The organism is Shewanella fidelis ATCC BAA-318 (assembly GCF_000518605.1).
Classification (GTDB): Bacteria; Pseudomonadota; Gammaproteobacteria; order Enterobacterales; family Shewanellaceae; genus Shewanella; species Shewanella fidelis.
In genome coordinates this window covers 307,418-325,446 of record NZ_JADX01000005.1, presented here as the reverse complement: position 1 = coordinate 325,446, position 18,029 = coordinate 307,418, and the positions used below count along the sequence as shown (strand labels likewise).

Sequence of the window (18,029 nt, the reverse complement as noted above, 5' to 3'; positions counted from 1 at the left end):
CGCCGCAGTAGCAAGCCCAAGCAGCAATTATTCGTAGTCAGATACAGGTGCACAACTACACATTAGGTTGCGGTCACCAAACACATCATCAATACGGTTAACCGTTGGCCAGAACTTATTCGCCTTAACCGCTGCAGTTGGGAACACAGCTTCTTCACGGCTATATGGACGCTCATCAAATGCAGGGTCCATAATGTCAGCCATGGTGTGCGGTGCGTTGTGCAGAGGGTTGTTATCCACTGGCCACTCACCTGCTTCTACCTTAGCGATTTCGCCGCGGATAGACACCATTGCCTCGATGAATCTGTCTAGCTCAACTTTAGACTCTGACTCTGTCGGCTCAATCATTAGCGTACCTGCAACAGGGAAGCTCATGGTTGGCGCGTGGAAGCCGTAGTCGTTTAGACGCTTAGCAATATCCATCTCAGTCACGCCAGATGCTTCTTTAAGCGGACGTAAATCAATGATGCACTCGTGCGCTACACGGTCGTTACGGCCTGTGTATAGCACTGGGTAATGGGCTGATAGCTTCTTCATCACGTAGTTAGCGTTTAGTAGCGCCACTTGTGTTGACTGACGTAGGCCTTTTTTACCTAACAGCTTAATGTACATCCAAGTAATTGGCAGAATGCCTGCGCTACCAAATGGTGCTGCAGATACTGCGCCGTTGTTGTCTGACTCTAAACCGTGCTTGATAACACTGTGGCCAGATAGGAACGGAGCAAGGTGCTTTTTAACACCAATTGGGCCCATACCTGGTCCGCCGCCGCCATGTGGAATAGCGAACGTTTTGTGTAGGTTAAGGTGCGATACGTCTGCGCCAATAAAGCCCGGTGATGTTAGGCCAACCTGTGCGTTCATGTTTGCGCCATCAAGGTAAACTTGACCGCCGTGCTGATGTACCACTTCACAGATCTCTGCGATGCTTTCTTCGTATACACCGTGAGTCGATGGGTAAGTCACCATGATGCAAGATAGGTTATCAGCCACTTCAGCCGCTTTCGCACGTAGGTCTTCCATGTCGATGTTACCGGCCTTGTCACAGGCAGTAACCACAATCTTCATGCCTGCAAGCTGCGCCGATGCAGGGTTAGTGCCATGGGCTGATTGCGGGATTAGACACACATTACGGTGCGCGTCGCCGCGAGACTCGTGGTATTGCTTAATTGCTAACAAACCTGCGTATTCACCTTGTGCACCCGAGTTTGGCTGCAGTGATACTGCATCGTAGCCGGTGATTTCAACTAACCATGCTGATAGCTCTTCAAGTAACTGAGCGTAACCTTGCGCTTGCTCTGTTGGGCAGAACGGGTGCATGTTACCAAATTCAGGCCAAGAAACCGGCGCCATCTCAGTTGCCGCGTTTAGCTTCATGGTGCATGAACCAAGAGAAATCATCGAGTGGTTTAGGGCAAGATCTTTGCTTTCTAAACGCTTGATGTAACGCATCATCTCTGTTTCGCTTTGGTAGCGATTAAAGGTTGGGTGCGTCAAAATCGCATCGGTACGTAGTAGTTCAGATGGGATTGACTGGCTGCCGTTAGCAATGATTTCGCTATCAAGTGCAGCAACATCTAGGCCATGGCCTGCGCCAAGGATCACATCAAATAGCTCTGCAACATCACCGCGAGTAGTGGTTTCAGCTAAGCTCAAGCCCACAATACCGTCGTTGTCGATACGTAGGTTTAGGCCAGCTTCTACTGCGCGCGCTTTAACCGCTGCAACATCTAAGCCTTTAATTGAAAGGGTATCAAACCAAGTACTGTTCACTAGCTCTACGCCTTTTGCAGTCAAACCAGCTGCAACGATATCGGTTAGGCGGTGAATGCGCTCTGCAATCGTTTTAAGACCTTGTGGACCATGGAATACTGCATAGAAAGATGCCATGTTGGCCAGCAGCACCTGTGCAGTACAAATGTTTGAGTTCGCTTTTTCGCGGCGAATATGCTGCTCGCGAGTTTGCATTGCCATACGCAGTGCACGGTTGCCACGAGTGTCTTGTGATACACCAATAATACGACCCGGTAGTGAACGCTTGTGCGCATCACGCGTCACAAAGAAAGCAGCGTGTGGACCACCAAAGCCCATTGGTACACCAAAGCGCTGAGAGTTACCAAATACAACGTCTGCGCCCATTGAGCCCGGCGACTTTAGCATGACTAGCGACATGATATCGGCCGCGACTGAAACTAATGCTTTTTTCTCGTGCAGCTTGGCAAATAGCTCGCTGTGATCAACGATTTCACCGTGAACGTTAGTGTATTGGAACAAGGCACCAAATAGCTCGTAGTTAACGGCATCTTCAGCAGGGCCTACGATAACTTCAAAACCAAAACATTCAGCGCGGGTTTTCACTACGTCGATAGTTTGTGGGAATACATCATCAGCGACAAAGTAGATGTTGGCTTTTTTTGCTTTAGATACACGCTTAGACAGAGCCATTGCTTCAGCAGCTGCTGTTGCTTCATCAAGCAGTGACGCAGAAGCTAAGTCTAGACCGGTTAAATCCATCGACATTTGCTGGAAGTTCAAAATCGCTTCAAGACGGCCTTGGGCGATTTCTGGCTGGTATGGTGTGTACGCGGTGTACCAACCCGGATTTTCTAGTACGTTGCGCTGAATAACGCTTGGTACTTCAGTGCCGTGGTAGCCCATACCAATGTAGCTTTTGAATACTTGGTTTTTTTGCGCAATTTTGCGGATATAGGCTAGGCCTTCTGCTTCGCCACATGAATCACCAACCGCTAAGTCACGGTTTAATAAAATAGCACCCGGCACAATCTGTGCGGTTAAATCCTCTAATGACTCAGCGCCAACAAAGTTAAGCATCTCTTGTTGCTGCTCTGCACCTGGGCCAATGTGGCGACGAAGAAATAATTCGTGCTGCTCTAGTTGTGTAAGGGTTTCTGTGGTCATGGGTAACCTAGTTCCTATTTGCCAGTATCCTACCTGTAGGGGGGAGGAGCTACCGGTCTCTTTAGTTTAGAATTCGATTTTTGGCAGTATTTGCTTGTGTAATTTCTGCCTTTTGCTGCTATTTCCCTGACTTTTACAAGGGTATAGCCCATATAACGAACAAAGCCCCACTCAGCGATGAGTTGGGGCTTTGTTAGTCATCGACGCTTATTCTTCGTCGATAACCGCTTGATAACCTTCGGCATCAAGCAAGTTGTCTAGTTCAGCAAGGTCGTTTGGCATCACGCGGAAGAACCAACCGTCACCGAATGCGTCGCTGTTTACTAGCTCTGGAGAATCTTCCAGTGCTTCGTTTACTGCAACAACTTCGCCTGATAGTGGTGCGTAGATATCTGATGCCGCTTTTACAGACTCTGCTACTGCGCAGTCTTCACCCGCGCTAACATCATCGCCTACTTCTGGTAGCTCAACGAACACCATGTCACCCAAAAGCTCTTGAGCGTGCTCACTGATACCGACTGTGTAGCTACCGTCTTCTTCTTTACGGATCCACTCGTGAGAAGAAGCATATTTAAGTTCAGCTGGGATATTGCTCATTGGTCTAAATCCTTATTCGATGTTCTAATTCTGTATTTAATAAGACGTTACACTGACTTGCCTAATAAGGCTTATATCAATTTTTGCACCTTTTTTACATCATAAGTGCAGTGATTTCATCTACTTTTTGACGTTTGCCACATTGATTTAGTTCAACAAGGCAAATCGATTATTTTTACGCTTTATTAAGTGTTAGCTAAAAATAGATGAAATCGTCAATTTTGCTCTATCTTACATGCCACGACTACATTTTATATTCGCGGTATCACAAACGGTTTAAACAAACCTTTTTCTGAGCTAATCAAACTCAGTAGCCATTATATGGTGGGGTTAGCCGATAGTTGCTTTGGATTCTAGGAGAAAGCGCGCAGTTGATAAGCATCAATGAGCACTTTCGACAACGAAGCCAATGCAAATAGCTATAACCCCACCAATATAAACAAGCCTTTTTTCTGAGCTAAATACGCAGCAATTTAGTGCTAATTTTAGGAGCCAGCGCGCAGTTGATAAGCATCAACGAGCACTGGCGACAACAAAGTAGGACTAAATAGCCAGTATTAAGCCAGAAAAATTAGAATGCTTGTTTACCGTTGCGTACAAACGACGGTGCAATAACTTTTACCGGTACACGCTTTTTACGCATTTCTACTTCAGCCACATCACCAATGGTATTAGGTACGCGCGCCATTGCGATTGAATAACCTAATGTTGGTGAGAATGTACCACTAGTAATCGTACCTTGTTGCTCAACACCATCACAATCGGTAAAGAATACCGCCATGCCGTGACGGATAACGCCTTTAGCATCCATGATTAAGCCTACAAGCTTGTCTGTGCCTTCTGCTTTAATCTTTTCTAGCGCTTGGCGACCGTTAAAGTCACGATCACTTGGCTCCCATGCAACTGTCCAGCCCATGTTAGCGGCGAGTGGGTTCACGCTTTCGTCCATATCTAGGCCGTAAAGGTTCATGCCAGCTTCTAGACGTAGTGTGTCACGTGCACCTAAGCCACATGGGCGAATGCCTGCTTCTAGGAATGCTTGCCATAGTGCTTCGGCCTCAGCTTCTGGCACGATAACTTCATAGCCAGTTTCACCTGTGTAACCGGTAGTGGCAATAAACAGTGAACCAGACTGCACACCAAAGAATGGCTTCATGCCTTCAACTGCTGCATTTTGCTCTGCATTGAATACTGTTGCTGCTTTTGCTTTAGCGTTAGGGCCTTGTACCGCGATCATCGCCAGCTCTGGACGCTCAGTCACTTCAACACTAAAGCCTTGAACTTGTTCGTTGATCCACGCGAGATCTTTTTCGCGGGTAGCTGAGTTAACCACAATGCGGTACTCAGTATCTGATAGGTAATAAGTAATAAGGTCGTCGATTACGCCGCCGTTATGGTCAAGCATACCGCCGTAAAGCGCCTTACCTGGCACTTTAAGTTTAGCGACATCGTTGGCTAGCAACTTACGTAAAAAGGCACAAGCGTCATCACCAATCACATCAACCACTGTCATGTGAGATACGTCGAACATACCTGCGTCTTGACGAACCGCGTGGTGCTCTTCGATTTGTGAACCATAGTTAAGTGGCATATCCCAACCGTGGAAGTCTACCATCTTACCGTTTGATTCTAGATGCTTGTTAAAAAGTACAGTTTTGTTAGCCATTTTTATCCCTTCTTTGGGGTCTTTTAGTCTGCTGCTGATGCCGGCACATATAGGCTGTGCTTGTGTAAGGTAGTGGCACCAGATTTATGTCCTCGCATTAAAATGCGGCGAAATTATACCTTGAGTCGTCACTTTGTATACAAAAGAATTTTCTAATCCGAACAGTTTTGGCATTAGTTTTTCTTATTGCAAAATTGTTAAAACAACCACAAACATTCAACCTAGCTAAAAGCAAAATAAACAAATACATGAAATAAAAGGCTTATTTAGCTGTACATGAAATTTGATCATGATTAATTTTGGTTACGACGACAAAGCTTAGGCAGGTTGTTCTTGTTACCTAGCGCCTGTTGAATAAACAGTGTTTTCAATGGCGCAAAATTGTCGACGAAATTTAAGCCAATATCACGGATCGCTTTGGTCACCGGATTAGTACCTTGGAATAAGCGCTTAAAGCCTTCCATTGCGGTGATCATTTCTAGTGCTTCCGCTTTACGCCAGCGCTCTAAATCGCGTAGGTGTTTGTAGTCACCAATGTCTTTACCTTGCTGTTTTAGCTCGCTCACCGCTTCAACAATGGCCGCAGCATCAAGGAAGCCTAAGTTAACCCCTTGGCCTGCTAACGGGTGGATCGTATGTGCCGCATCGCCAGCCAATACTAAACGTGGTCGTGCAAAGTGACGCGCATATCGCATACGTAACGGGAACGACTGACGATCACTTTCTAGGCTGCACATACCTAAACGGCCATCAAAAGCAGCGGTTAATGCACGCTCAAAGGCAACGTTATCTAGTGCTAACAATTGCTCAGCTTTTTGTGGTGACACTGACCAAACAATCGAGCTGAGGTTAGTTTCATACAACGGCAGAAACGCTAATGGCCCTTCGGCGTCGAATACTTGTCTGGCGGTTTCGCCATGAGGTAACTCGGTACGGATAGTGGCGACTATCGCATGGTGGTTATAGTCCCAGAATGTCATTGGGATTTTACATTGCTCGCGTACCCAAGAGTTGGCACCATCGGCAGCAACCACTAATGCCGCGCTCACATTGTCGCCATTATCTAAGGTTAACCATGCTTCGCGTTCGCCAAAGGCAATCCGCTCTAAACGGGTGTTTTCAATATAAGTCAGCTCGCTTAGCTCACCTGCTCGCTCGGCCAACGCAAAAGCAATGGCGTCATTTTCGATAATCGAACCTAAATGAGTTTCACTCAGTGAGTGGGCGTCAAAATCAATTTTACCTAGGCTGTCTTTGTCCCAAACTTGCATCTTTTGGTAAGGGCTCACTCTCGATGCAGCCAAGTATGGCCAAGCACCTAAGTTGGTGATCAGTTGTTGACTGGCCTTGTTAATCGCGCTCACCCTAAGTTTAGGTGCACCCGATACAGCTTGAGTTTGTCCGGCATCAATCACCACGACTTTAATGCCTTCCATCGCTAAACCTATGGCTGTGGCAAGGCCTACCATGCCTCCACCAACAACTGCGACATCATAAGTTTGTGTGCTTAACATCTTTTACCCTTACTCAAAAATGGCGAATTACGCCAACACATGCTTTTGATCTGACTAACAAGCGTTATTGTGCATGCTTACTGTTAATTTGACTTTAAATACGGTGAATTGGCTGCTGACGATTAACCTTTATGCCAACCCATCGCTCGGCGCGCCACCGGTGCCTTTAATGGTGGAAACCATGACAACAAGCGTAAGCCTAGGTTACGCCCTATCACCAGCGGCCAGTAATCATTTGAAAAGCCACGTACTAAGAATTCGATATTGTTCATGGTGCTTTGTCTGTCGGCTTTGCGCCGTTCAAGATAGGCATGAGTCACTACCGCACTGCCAATATCATGCCCTTCAGGGTTAGTAAGTACTTGCTTTAGTACATCTAGCACACATACCACATCACGTAGACCTAAGTTAAAACCTTGGCCTGCAATTGGGTGTAGCGTTTGCGCAGCATTGCCTAAAAAGATAGTACGCTGATATATCGGTCTTGCCATGTACGACAACATTAACGGATAACTGAAACGTTCACCGACATCGGTAAAACGCCCTGCTCGATAACCAAAAGCCTGCTGCAGCTCGCTAATAAACTCTGCTTTAGGCGCCTTTAATAAACGCTCGGCATTAGTCGGATCTAACGCCCACACCATAGATAAACGTGACTCACCTTGGCTGGTTGCCATTGGCAACAAGGCCAGTGGGCCAGTTTGGGTAAAGCGTTCATAAGCCCAGCCGTGATGCGGTTGCTCTACTTGAATATTGGCAATAATTGCAGTTTGATTAAAGTCGACTTGTTCAAGCGGCTGTTTAAAAGCTTGACGTACTTTAGAGTTAACCCCATCAGCCGCAATAAGTAATTTAGCTGCGATCTGTTGCCCATCATCTAACGTCAATAGCTGTGAATCTATGCCTGCAACAACATTTTGTAACTTAGCCGGACAATAAAGTGCCACATCACTTTGTTCAAGTAGGCTAAATAACTTTTTACCCACCGCCTCCAGTTCAACCACTTTTCCAAGATAAGGCAGGTGAAATGACTCGCGATTAAGCTCTGTCATACCAAAATTACCGCGCTCGGAGATATGGATATTGTGAATAGGCTCAGCCAGCGGATCTAAATGCTGCCACAAGCCCAACTGTTTAAGTTCAAAAATAGAACCATGAGAAATAGCAATTGAACGGGCGTCAAAGCCGGGATGCTCGCGACTTGGCTTGTGTGCTTCAATCAGGGCAATTGTTATTGGCTTACTGCCAGCCTGCTGCTTTGCCAGCTCAGCTAAGCCAAGCGCTAAGGTTGCCCCCGCCATCGCACCGCCAACAATGGCGATATCGACATGATTAATTTCTGTGGTACTTGCTACATCAGCGTGTTGGTTAAGGTTCGCCATGCAATGTATTGTCCAATAACAAAATAAGTTAGCTGTTGCTGATACAAAAACCGCCATGCAGCAACAGCGATGGCGGTAATTAATTCAAACTGGTGTTAGTGCATTACACCCACGTCAATAGGCTCGTTGTCATCAACTTCAGGGCCAAATTCCGCATAGCACATTAATGCTGCCATGCGAGTGAACTCCATCAGTTCAATCAATGCTGCTTCTGATTCTTCATCTTCGGCAACATCAAATTCAACTTGGGCGATTTCAGATAAGTCTTGGATCACTTCACGCACATCTAAAGGCGCTTGATTTAATTTAGGCTGAATAATCGCAATGCCGGTTAAAAAGCTCTGTACCCAAAGCGATAACGCTTCAACACGTTTAGACAGCGACTCTTCTTCTTGTGGTAGCATAGGGCTAAAGCCAAAGTCGGTATCTGACAAACGAGTTACTGCATCTTCGTACAGATCATTAATCAGACTTTGTAGCTCTTTTGGCAGTGCTTGGCCGTCGTTCATCAGCTCAAGTAGAGGCTGAGTCCAACCTGAAGGTTTTTGCTCTACACCACCGCAGATCAATCCGACCAGTGCGCCGTGAACTTCAACTGGGTGCTGACCAACTTCAGCGTCATTAAGTGCTGCGAGTAATTTATCCATCTGCAACGTAGGTAGGCTAGCCATAAAGAGTTTCCAATCACAAAATTTACTGACTTCATGCTAGCAGAAGTGCGGGTGCCGACCAAGAGTCGGCGCCATAAAGTCGGCAAAACTTTGTGCTATAAACCACAAATGCTGCATTCCTAAGCAAACAGAACCATGACCGCATGGCAAACATACTTAACTTAAACTGAGTTGAGACTTAATATTAGCCTGTGATTGACTAAGAAAAGCCCTTAACCGCTCTATGTTTGTACGCCAATGGCGATCTAAACAACAATTAATCTAAACTGCGCGAGTTTGCGCGTTTATCGTGTTGCACTTTAGCATTGAGACCGATATAGTCCGCTAAAGTACATGGTTAAAGGATTCTTTTCGAAATGAGTAGCAAGGCGATTGATATCACTCTTTTGGGTCGTACCTACTCTATTGCTTGTCCTGAGGGGCGAGAAGCTGCGCTTAGGCATGTGGCTAATAATCTCGAAAAGCAATTAACCTCGCTTAAAGCACGTACTAACAATATTAGCCGTGAAGAAATTGCCATTATGGCAGCATTGAATATCGGTTATGAGCTGTTAGAAGAACAGCAAAAGAATCAAGAATATATTAAGCAAATGGATGAAAAAATCGGTTTGCTGCAGTCAACACTTGAAGTCGCGCTGGTTGATCGCGCTACAAAAGCTGACTAAAAATAGCTATAATCGCAGTTGCTTTATTAGCACTGAAAACAGTTTTATCGTAAGCCCATTTTAGTCACCCGACTGGTTTACGAACACAAGTTTTGTTCCCTGGGGTATTCGCTAGCTGGTAATGTCCCTGTGCCGATACTTACAAACCCAGGGTGAATGTTTTACTGACATTGTGCAAGCTCGGCTCGTATCGAGAAGCCTTAGGAGGTACTCATTTACCCGCCTTGAACCTACGGTTCAAGGGCTACACCGGCGGTCGGTATTCCGGGGAACATCTAACTTTTACATTAAGCCATCTCAACCGAGGTGGCTTTTTTGTACCTAAGTATTGGTTACACCGACCTGCCGGACTTTCTATGAACAGACTGCGGGGAACATCTAATTACAAAACCACTTTGTTGATGACAGAGTGGTTTTTTTGTACCTACGCATTGGTTATACCGACCTGTCGGACTCTCAGTCAAAACATTGAGGGGAACATCTAATTACAAAACCATCGTTAGCAATAATGATGGTTTTTTTGTATCTACGCATAAGATATACCGACCTGTCGGACTCTCAGCCAAAACATTGAGGGGAACATCTAACTTTTACATTAAGCCATCTCAACCGAGGTGGCTTTTTTGTACCTAAGTATTGGTTACACCGACCTGCCGGACTTTCTATGAACAGACTGCGGGGAACATCTAATTACAAAACCACTTTGTTGATGACAGAGTGGTTTTTTTGTACCTACGCATTGGTTATACCGACCTGTCGGACTCTCAGTCAAAACATTGAGGGGAACATCTAATTACAAAACCATCGTTAGCAATAATGATGGTTTTTTTGTATCTACGCATAAGATGTACCGACCTGTCGGACTTTCTATGAACAGACTGCGGGGAACACCTAATTACAAAGCCACTTTGTTGATGACAGAGTGGCTTTTTTGTATCTAAGTATTGGTTATACCGACCTGTCGGACTCTTGATAAAAAAGTTGTTTTACTCGGCAGAAGCTAGCCTTAATCAACATCGACAAATCAACATAGACAGCTCAACAACCTAAAACGGTATAAAGTCAGCTACAGCAATATGGTTCTGTCAAAATATCAAACACAATATCTTGGATCTGACGCTCACTGTTCCTCTCTTCTTTACAGTAAAAATAGACAGCATTGACTAGAGATATTTTCAGCTCAGGTATTTTACCTGTGTATAGCTTCCAGCTATTCAAACTCTCTCTAATTTTTCTTTCAGGTGTTATTGCAATGTGGTTAGCAAGATCACTATTTAGCCTATTACAATCATAACTTTGCTTTACATCATACGGGATCGCAAATAAATGGAAGCTCACGCTATAGACAAGTAAGTTTATTAGTACTTTTCCCATTGTCAGCCCCTAAACAATTACACTTAAAAAGTGAGAGCATGTAATAACGTATTAAATGTTCTCAAAAAATATATTTGCTTATTGTGAGTATCGACTTGATGAGCAGCACTTTACAATGGCGCTAATTACTTGATATTGAGTCAGATTTGCCTAGTTAGTATTCTGTCCCCCCTGTTTAACAGCGATTAACTAACAGACAATTTATAACTAATCCCTGTAGCCAATATATTGATAAATAGTAATTTTTTACAGTTACCCTCTTTGCATACACCACATTATGTAAAATTTGCATACAAAACCCTCGCCGTTACTTTGACGCACTATGGGTTACACTCTTTGTGCTTTCGGGCTGAAAATAGACGCCATTCCACCTCCCATCTGGCAAAGGCAAAAACATTCACGCTGCACTTAGCCATTTACCGAACGATATGATTCTTAATGACAAGAATAGAAGTTAACTAACCTTTGAAAATACTTTTATATTAGAAACTTAAGTTTAGTATTTTAGTCTAGACGCTAAACTTTCTCGATACTCTGCTTGTTCCAAAATATCAAAAACAATATCTTTAACCTGACGCTCAGCATTTCTTTCCTCCTCACACAAAATGTAAACGACGTTGACTAGTGGTATTTCTAAGGCTGGGATCTCCCCTCTATGCTCTTCCCAATTGTTCAGACTTGTTCTAATTTCCCTCTCAGGTGCTGTAGCAAGCTGATTCTCAAGGTGACCATTTAAACTTTCGCAGTCATAGCCCCGATTTACACCATATGGAGTCGCATACAAGTTAAAACTCAAGTAATAAAAAATAACAAGTAATAGTATTCTTTTCATAAAAGTCCTCTATCGTAATGAAGTAAAACAAGTAGACACTCAACATAAATTCGAACGGTATAATCACATCGCGTATGAATAACGAACAACCACAAGACTACACAGGTGTATACCTGCCAGACAATATCTTGCTTTTATTCTTTTGAAGAAGGTCACACACTCTAGCCAAATTACTGACGAAATTGATTATTTTGACAGTTATCCTCTATGCATATGTCACATTATGTAAAATTTGCATAGCTCAAAATTAATTCAATCTTAATTTTATCAATCGCTTACGTTAAAACGCCTTATAAGCAGCGTTGTACTGAAGCTTCATTTCGAGTATAAAGCTCGAATAATTAATAACTTGTGTTTTAGGGACTATGACAAGTTGCATACAAAACCCTCGCCGTTACTTTGCGGTACTACTTATTACACTCTTAGCGCTTTCTGGTTGTAAATCGACGCCATCAGCCCCTCCGGCACCGGCAAAAATCATTCCTGCGGCACTTAGCCATTTACCAAGCGACGTCAAAGTCGATGGCCAAGACATGCTTGATATTCAGCTAGCTTTAGCTGATCGCAACTTGTATATGGCGGAAAACGGCCACATTAAAATGATATCAATTAAGCAGTGTCCGCTTGATATTTCGGCTCACCGTGGTGATTTTCGTTATCCGGAAAGTAGCAGTACTGCAATTGCAGCTGCACTTATCGATAACTACAACAGTGTTGAAATTGATGTCATGCAGCTTAAAGACGGCACTTGGGTTAATCACCACGATAGCCAAACTGGCCGCGCTACGGTTTATTACACTGGTGAGCGCTTTAAACTTGAACGTATGAGCCGTAAGCAATATGCCAATTTAAAGTTGCGTGCTAAGGGCTCAAATGAGCTTTTAGACATCCGCCCTATTACGGCTTATGAGGCTTTTACCGCCTTTGCAGCTTACCGAGGCGCTGGCCAACTGCTCAACGTAGAAATAAAGTCTGAGGCCAATGGACAAGAGCTAGCTGAACTGGACAATATGCTACGCCATACCGTAGGCATAGGTGGCTATTATTTTTCGTCGTCAGACATGGATATGCTTGAAAAACTGCGTGGGATTAATCCTTATACCTACCTAGGATTTGTACAAGGAGCACACCCAACCAGCGTCGATAAAGTCGCAGCCGATCTGCGCCGTGGTGCACGTAACGACGACTACTACCAAGACAATCAGAATATTATCGAATTTGCAGGCAAGTATGGCACCAAGCGCTATCGCTCGCGTTATAAAAACTACGCTTCATCTGCTGGGATCAAAAAGATCAACGATAAATTAGGCAGTAACTCAGGCTTACATTTAGATATTCGTAGTTTTATGCAAAACCCAAGCGTGTTAAATAGTGCTCATCGCTACGGTATGAAAGTGTATAGCTACAGTATCAATGGCACTGACTATCACCAATCACAGCTTACACGCTTGTCTAAAGCGAAACTGCCTGATGGCGTAATTGTCGATAATACTCCCTATAAAATTTGCCAAAAACTATTTAAGGCTGCGATCCCTAAAAAGCGCTATCAACCACTGACTGCGGCTGGCAAATATATTGCTTCACTGCCAAGTGATGCTGACTTTGACCGCCTCAATGAAATGCTGGGTTATCAACAAGAAGGCTATTATATCTCGTTAAATTCTGGCCTTAAGTCTATTGCAAGTGCCAAGACTAAAACCCAAAAAGCCACCCGTAAGATCGCTAACACTGATGCCTTTGGTTTTCCAATCATTGTTGATGAAGAGATCGATACAACTAACAGCAAAACCATTATTTTAACCCTACCAAGTAGCAACAATGACTGATAGAAAAAACAGCCCATTTGCCACCGGCTTACTCAAATCTGCACCAACCCAAACAAAAATGGCTGCTGCAGAAAAAGAGTTACAGAAGGTAAAAAAACAGCAGCAATCAAGCGCGGCTAAGCAGCAAAAACAACAAAAAGTCGAGCAACAAATCGCCACCACGGGGAAACCATTTTGGTGGTTGATGACGATGTTCGTCTGCTCTGTGATTTATCTATTTCCAGAAGCGGTATTTAATGCCGCATTAACTGAGGTGGCTGGCGGGCGTAACTCTAGTCATGAAGATCTACGTGCTGTTGAGTTATTTGGCCGTACCATTAGTGGTATTGGTGTAACCTTATTGCTGGCTGACATGTTATTAAGCGGCAGACGCGTTGCTAAAGTGGGTCGCGCTTTAGGCTATTTTTGCTTAATTGCCATCATAGTGTGGCCAACAGTATTTTTTGGTCAAAAGTGGTTAGTTGACCGTTTTATTATTGATGCATCTAGCGCAGCCGAGCGCCAACAGGCCTATATCTCACAAGTGTTGCGCAGCGCCTTAATTGAGAAATCAATTCAGTTTGAAGGTATTCATTACGATCCAGATACGGATCATAGCGGCACAGAAAAAACCTTTCTGTCGGTATTTGGTGGCCTAGTGTATGCCGATGACAAGCTAGTTGATGATCTGTCGCAGAAAAAGCGCATGATCATGGAAAAGTTTGTTCGCGATAGAGCCATGTCTAATTTTGCTAGCCACTATCAGGACTACGACAACTTCCGACAAACCCTGCGCGGAAAGTACCAAGAGTATGCCAACGGCTCTGCCAAATATAATCGAGCAATCGACAGTTCTCCTGAACGCGCCGATGAATATTGGTTAGATACCCAAAACCAAATTAAACAAGGTTGGGAAAAGTACCAAAAAGGTGTCACCGCCTATGAAGCCCGAGTTGAATCACGCGCGCAAAAAATTGCACCAAAGATTTATGACTACTTCGAGCGTCGCAGTAAATGCGGGGAGAGAAAAAAAGGCAGCAGTCGTGACCGCTGTTATGAACGCTTACAAGAGAACTACGACCGCGAAATCAAAAAGCTAAGCGTCCCTTATATTCCAGCTAATGATTGGTTAATTCGTGAAGAGGTGACCACCACAGAGAACGTCGGTAATTCTATTATTGCCGGTGTGATGACTTTTGGTCTTTTCACCGCGATGCAAGCGGTTGATGCCGCAACGGGCGGCGATGCGGGCTTTAAAGACCACCGTATGGTCTATACCAATGACGTCAATCATTATAAAAATGTGTTGATGGTAAAAATGGAACCTGACTTTATCAAAGAATCTGGCGGCTACCCGTTAGGTATTAACTCTTTGCATACGTTTAGAGTACATGAGTTAACCAGTGTAAAGGTCAACAAGAAGCTTAAACAAAAAGGCTTAAGTTTACCTACCACTTGGTCTATTACCGATCGATTAACTTTTGACAAAGCTGTTGCCAGCAAAGTCCGCCAGCAAGCTGATATTGAATGGCGTAAAAACATGCGCGCAAAAAATATGGATATGCCACCAAACCTAAATTGGTCGCGGTTCCAGCGTCATCATGAAATTCAGCAACGCATTGCTAAGCGCATGGGTGAGTTATATGTTAGCCCAACCCTAGCTGACTGGAATAATCGCCAATTCAAAAAGTATATTATTGAGCCAAATATTCAACGTAAGACCACTGAATACCTGAATATTTTAGAAGCTCAGCAAGCTGAGTTTGCTAATGGTGGTGTGTTTGAGTCGACTGGAAAATCTGCGCTACGCGCAACCATTATTCCGCCTATATCTATGTCAATTAGCTTGGCGCTAGTGCTATTAACCGTGCTTAAACTGCCAATGAAGCTACTAGAGCTTATACAAGCTAAACAGGCTAAACCTAAGGATAGCAAGGCAAATAAACCTTATCTAAAACCGGCAATCACAGTGAGCTTAATCGCAGCGATTTTTGTCGTGCCTTTATCTGTAGGTGGCAACAAATACACCATGGAAGACTCGGCCATGAACTACTTCTTCGAACAAATGGAGAAGAATGATTCAGCCAGTATTTCATACGCCTTAAAATGGTTGTTGGTCACTCAGCCGCTAGTGCAACCAATAGGCGCATCTATCGATAACGCCTTGAGCATGACCCAAGGATTCCATGCGATCAGTGGGCCGCTAGACCGATTCGATCTAGCCGTTTTACCGGAACACGATGAGGTGGTAACGGCGAAATCCACAACCGCAAAACCAAGCCTAAAGCTGCCATTAACCATTAACACTAATGTGAATAATGCCAGAATTTCGGTGATGAATATTAAGCCTAAATACAAGGCTGGCATGCAACTTCCTCCGGGTGGCTATGACATCAAAGTCAGTGCACCTGGTTATCAAGCTGTGCGCCAATGGGTGTATTTAAAAGCGGATCAAACCCAATTTACTATCAACCTTTAACCTGTGATTTTATAGGATACATCACATGAGCAAATTGCAGCAGTTTCAAGATTTTATTAGAAGCAATGGCGAAGAAATTACGGGCGTGAGTGTACCAGTCGTTCTCAGTAACGAGCAGGCCAAAAATGCACAACTAAAATTCAAGTTTGGCTGGCGAATCGAGATTGGCGTAAGTCGTCATACCCATGGCGGTAGCCGTCCATCTGGTATTTATTGTGGTAGCTCATCTCAAGCAAGTTCTGATGCCCACAGAGCGGCTGAAGAATATGTGAGTGGCCGCGACCCACTGTTCAATGAACGCTTTTTAAAGATCCTTAAACCTGATGTTTCTGAGAAGTTCTTGATCAAAAACACCAGTTTACGCTCGGCACCAAATGCTTACGTCGGCGGAGATACTTGTAGTAACTGTCGTGGCTCTGGCTGCGTAAGATGTAGTAGCTGTAATGGCCGTGGTAAACAAGATTGCTACTCTTGTGGTGGTCGTGGCCGTATCAGTGTCAGTAAATACGACAGCTACAGTGAACGTACCGTTTACACCACAGAATCATGCTCAAGCTGTTGGGGTAGCGGTAATCGCACATGTAATAGCTGTTCAGGCAGCGGTAACGTCACTTGCGGCACTTGTTCTGGTAGCGGTATGTTGTACTGTAGCTTCACTATTGATGGTGATGCTAAGCGCAGCACTAAGTGGTACTACACCAATAACGACTACCATGAATGGACTGGCGAATTCGTTAAGCGCACAGGACTAAACGTAGTGCATTGCCTTAACAATATCACCGAGATTGATGTTGAAGGCGATCTTGATGGTTGTACCTTTGTTTACGGTTTTACCGCAGTATTACCAACACTGCAATTTACTGGCACGATTGACAAAGTCGACACTAAAATGTGCTTCGCTGGTAAGCAGTATCTTACTCACGACGCCGGCGGAATTTACGACCCTGCTGTGTGGCAAATAGCGCAAAAGCTAGGGGCTGGCAGCAAAAGTGATGACGTTAAAGCACTGGCAACACCTGCGGTTAAAGACATTATTGAGGCCAAAGAAACCAAGAGCCGTATCGCGTTACTTGACGAAAACTGGGTTTCTAGTGATATCAAAGATGCTGTGGGTGCCAATTACGACAGCTTAGTTGGCCAGCTTAAGAAGGATAGCATCAAAGGCATTATCCCTAAGATGATGGCGGCATTAGCCAAGTACACTTACTTATTCTTTACCTTAGCAATTTTGATTGCGTTGTTCTTTCCAGAGTTTGCTAAAGATGCGCCGGGTAGAATGGGGATCATGGAGTATCCACAATGGGTTATTGCAGTTCTCACTGCCGACTTTGCCCTATTTGGTATCCATCCTTTGGCTAATTACGCTATGGCGTTAGGCTTATTTATTGCTAGCTATCAATTGGTTAAACGTTGTTATTGGAAAAATATCGGTAAAGCAAAAACTTATGCTTTGGCATTAGGCATAACTTTACTGTTACCTCATATTTGCCTGAGCTTATATTACAATACACAGAACGCAATGTACTTAGGGCCTTCATTCGCTGAGGGCTTAGCTGGCGGTGCGATTTTTGTTGGCTTATATCTACTGGTTTTAGGTGTGAGCTGGCCGAAGAAATGGTACTTCAAGCCGTTAGGTCTCATTGCTGCAGTTGCGCTATATCTCGCGATTCAGTTTGTATTTGCCATGCTTAATGGTGCAATGGGAACTGTACCTGCTGATGAAAACTACTTTAGAGGATTAGGCCAAATTATCGGCTCAGCGCTAATCTACATTAAGTATAATTTTGTTGAGATTGGTTTATTAGCAGTGTTGTTCAGTTACTTCTTAACCCGCCGCCGTTTTTGGCTTAATGCCAAAACAGCTGTAGCAGACTACAACAGCCCAGTTTTGCTTAAGTCGATGAATATGGAACGCTAGTTACTATAGCCGTGGGATATTGACGTTACTACTTGTAACACTTAAAAGCAGGCCAATTACATTATGAAGGCCTGCTTTTTTTATCTATAAACTTCGAGTCAATCTTTACTGAAAAACAAATAAAGGTAATACGCCGTGTAACCCAAAGTCACTACGCTCACTATCCCCCACTCATACCACGCAATCTGTTGCCCTACCAATAGTTCATAC

The 18,029-nt window shown here is 44.2% G+C and carries 11 protein-coding genes and 1 other RNA gene; 5 read left to right on the top strand and 7 right to left on the bottom strand.

All coding sequences use genetic code 11. From position 1 onward, the window contains the following. Positions 1–27: 27 nt before the first annotated feature. From gcvP to L884_RS0103840, 6 genes are all read right to left on the bottom strand, one after another. Positions 28–2,916 (bottom strand): aminomethyl-transferring glycine dehydrogenase, encoded by a 2,889-nt coding sequence (gcvP, locus tag L884_RS0103865; RefSeq protein ID WP_028766256.1) that lies wholly within the window; start codon positions 2,914–2,916, stop codon positions 28–30. A gap of 207 nt (positions 2,917–3,123) precedes the next feature. Continuing rightward, positions 3,124–3,513: a glycine cleavage system protein GcvH gene (gcvH, locus tag L884_RS0103860; protein ID WP_028766255.1), complete on the bottom strand. Its 390-nt coding sequence runs from the start codon at positions 3,511–3,513 to the stop codon at positions 3,124–3,126. Positions 3,514–4,084: 571 nt separating this feature from the next. After that, entirely contained in the window at positions 4,085–5,179 is a 1,095-nt protein-coding gene (gene gcvT / locus L884_RS0103855; RefSeq protein ID WP_028766254.1) for a glycine cleavage system aminomethyltransferase GcvT, read from the bottom strand. A gap of 293 nt (positions 5,180–5,472) precedes the next feature. After that, positions 5,473–6,693 (bottom strand): FAD-dependent oxidoreductase, encoded by a 1,221-nt coding sequence (locus tag L884_RS0103850; protein ID WP_028766253.1) that lies wholly within the window; start codon positions 6,691–6,693, stop codon positions 5,473–5,475. 122 nt (positions 6,694–6,815) lie between these two features. After that, entirely contained in the window at positions 6,816–8,075 is a 1,260-nt protein-coding gene (gene ubiH / locus L884_RS0103845) for a 2-octaprenyl-6-methoxyphenyl hydroxylase (protein WP_051435528.1), read from the bottom strand. A gap of 95 nt (positions 8,076–8,170) precedes the next feature. Next, positions 8,171–8,746, bottom strand: a complete 576-nt coding sequence (locus L884_RS0103840; protein ID WP_028766251.1) for a UPF0149 family protein — start codon at positions 8,744–8,746, stop codon at positions 8,171–8,173. Between the two features lie 356 nt (positions 8,747–9,102). Here L884_RS0103840 and L884_RS0103835 point away from each other — a divergent pair, with 356 nt between their 5' ends. Together L884_RS0103835 and ssrS are read left to right on the top strand one after the other, a co-directional pair. After that, positions 9,103–9,411 (top strand): cell division protein ZapA, encoded by a 309-nt coding sequence (locus L884_RS0103835; RefSeq protein ID WP_028766250.1) that lies wholly within the window; start codon positions 9,103–9,105, stop codon positions 9,409–9,411. Between the two features lie 93 nt (positions 9,412–9,504). Then, positions 9,505–9,686: non-coding RNA, 6S RNA (gene ssrS / locus L884_RS22765), on the top strand. Positions 9,687–11,281: 1,595 nt separating this feature from the next. On the opposite strand, the gene L884_RS0103825 is transcribed toward ssrS, so the two are convergent. Continuing rightward, on the bottom strand, positions 11,282–11,617 hold the full coding sequence (locus L884_RS0103825) for a hypothetical protein (RefSeq protein WP_028766248.1): 336 nt from the start codon (positions 11,615–11,617) through the stop codon (positions 11,282–11,284). A 365-nt stretch (positions 11,618–11,982) separates the two neighbouring features. Between L884_RS0103825 and L884_RS0103820 the strand changes: the two genes are divergently transcribed. The 3 genes from L884_RS0103820 to L884_RS0103810 are packed head-to-tail and all read left to right on the top strand — an operon-like array spanning position 11,983 to position 17,819. Further along, entirely contained in the window at positions 11,983–13,443 is a 1,461-nt protein-coding gene (locus L884_RS0103820; RefSeq protein WP_028766247.1) for a glycerophosphodiester phosphodiesterase family protein, read from the top strand. Continuing rightward, entirely contained in the window at positions 13,436–15,901 is a 2,466-nt protein-coding gene (locus L884_RS0103815; RefSeq protein ID WP_028766246.1) for a PEGA domain-containing protein, read from the top strand. The genes L884_RS0103820 and L884_RS0103815 overlap by 8 nt, the downstream gene beginning before the upstream one ends. A gap of 25 nt (positions 15,902–15,926) precedes the next feature. Continuing rightward, positions 15,927–17,819 carry a DnaJ-like cysteine-rich domain-containing protein gene (locus tag L884_RS0103810; RefSeq protein WP_028766245.1) on the top strand — a complete coding sequence of 631 codons (1,893 nt, stop codon included), beginning with the start codon at positions 15,927–15,929 and terminating at the stop codon, positions 17,817–17,819. Positions 17,820–18,029: the final 210 nt, after the last annotated feature.